General features: G+C 45.0%; 1 protein-coding gene and 1 pseudogene. One reads left to right on the top strand and one right to left on the bottom strand.

Annotated elements, in window-relative coordinates:
• Positions 1–41: 41 nt before the first annotated feature.
• Positions 42–1091, top strand: a pseudogene (locus RMY64_RS36725) (PBS lyase); the annotation flags it as partial.
• Here the strand turns inward: RMY64_RS36725 and RMY64_RS36720 are convergent.
• Positions 1074–1318, bottom strand: a 245-nt coding sequence (locus tag RMY64_RS36720) for a hypothetical protein (RefSeq protein ID WP_322702693.1), incomplete at its 5' end; no start/stop codon positions are given. The pseudogene RMY64_RS36725 and the gene RMY64_RS36720 overlap by 18 nt on opposite strands.

Raw genomic sequence — 1318 nt, 5'->3', positions numbered from 1 at the left:
CATGACCTTTGTGAAGGTTGGCTGCTTGCAAAAGAGACTTAACGGGAAAAGTCAGGTCGATGTTTCTCCGCCATCTGTTGAAAAATCAAGAGCGCATTGTCGTTTATCTCCCCGCCCAGAAATGTCATAAAGGCGTAATTGAAGCCATCCAAGACAAGTTACACGGCCAAGCCCAAGATGCCGGCTTCTTAAAAAACCTAATTTACAGTGGTGCAATAGATATCTGCATCGACGGACTCAACGAAGTCACCGCCGAAACACGGGCTAAAATCTGCCAGTTTGTCGAAAGCTATTTCCGGGGCAACATTATAATGACAACCCAGCCCCTAGAGTGGACACCACCTTCAACAGCCAAGATATATAAATTGCAGCCCCTTGAGCAACAACAAATTCAAGAGTTTTTGATATCCCGTCAGCCGCGACTACCCCAAGATGCCAAAATTCAAGGTACTGATTACGCCAAAGCCTGCACCGATTATTTAACAGAAGTCTTCCAACAACAACAAGCCAAAGAAGAGTTAGATGCTATCCGCCGAATTCTTTCCAATCCAATGGATCTAACAGTGGTAGCGCTGATGTTATCACAAGGCAAACACCCAAACTTATTTCACCTGCAACAACAGCAATACAATTTAATGGCGGCAGAATACCTCAAAGAATGGAATCAAGAATTTCCCTTGAAGAAATTCTCCGCCGCCGTCTACGAAATGCGACTCGCAGACAAACAAGCCTTACCCGCCGATGAATTTCACCAAGTCGCCATGTCTTTGTCAGACGAGAAATACAAAATGGTAGTCAGCCGTCAGTGGCAAGATGAAAAAGGCGAAGCCAAGAAAGAATGGTGTTTCCGCCACGATAAAATCATGGATTTCTTCTTAGTGCAAAACTTTCTCGGCGAAACTGATGCCGCCGAAGGACTATTAGTTGATAGAATGGGCGATCCCCGATTTCGTGGCGTTTATTTCTTGCTAGCAACCTTACTTGAGATAGATGCAGCCAAAAAACTGCGAGAAGAATTGATTCAATACGCCGCCGACACTAAAGACAATACGGTGAGTAATACTTTCGTGCAGTTATTGCGGACTAGATAGTGCAATACGCTTGGTTAAGGAATATTTATCTGTTAAGGCAACGTGAGTTCGACAAGCCCTTTTTTGACCTCTCCCCCAACCCCTCTTGGACACGGAGCTACGGTGTACACACAAGTGTTGGTGCAGTGTATCTATCCCGCCTCGGAATAAATTCCAAGTCTCATAACCAAAGTCCTCTAAGCTCGACTTTATCCATTTTTGGCTACGGGTCATCACAAATGTAGGCG

Source organism: Nostoc sp. DedQUE08, from assembly GCF_034530895.1.
In the GTDB taxonomy this organism is placed as follows: domain Bacteria; phylum Cyanobacteriota; class Cyanobacteriia; order Cyanobacteriales; family Nostocaceae; genus Nostoc.
Note: the sequence above shows the minus strand (reverse complement) of the source record. Positions and strands in the feature narration are given on the sequence as shown.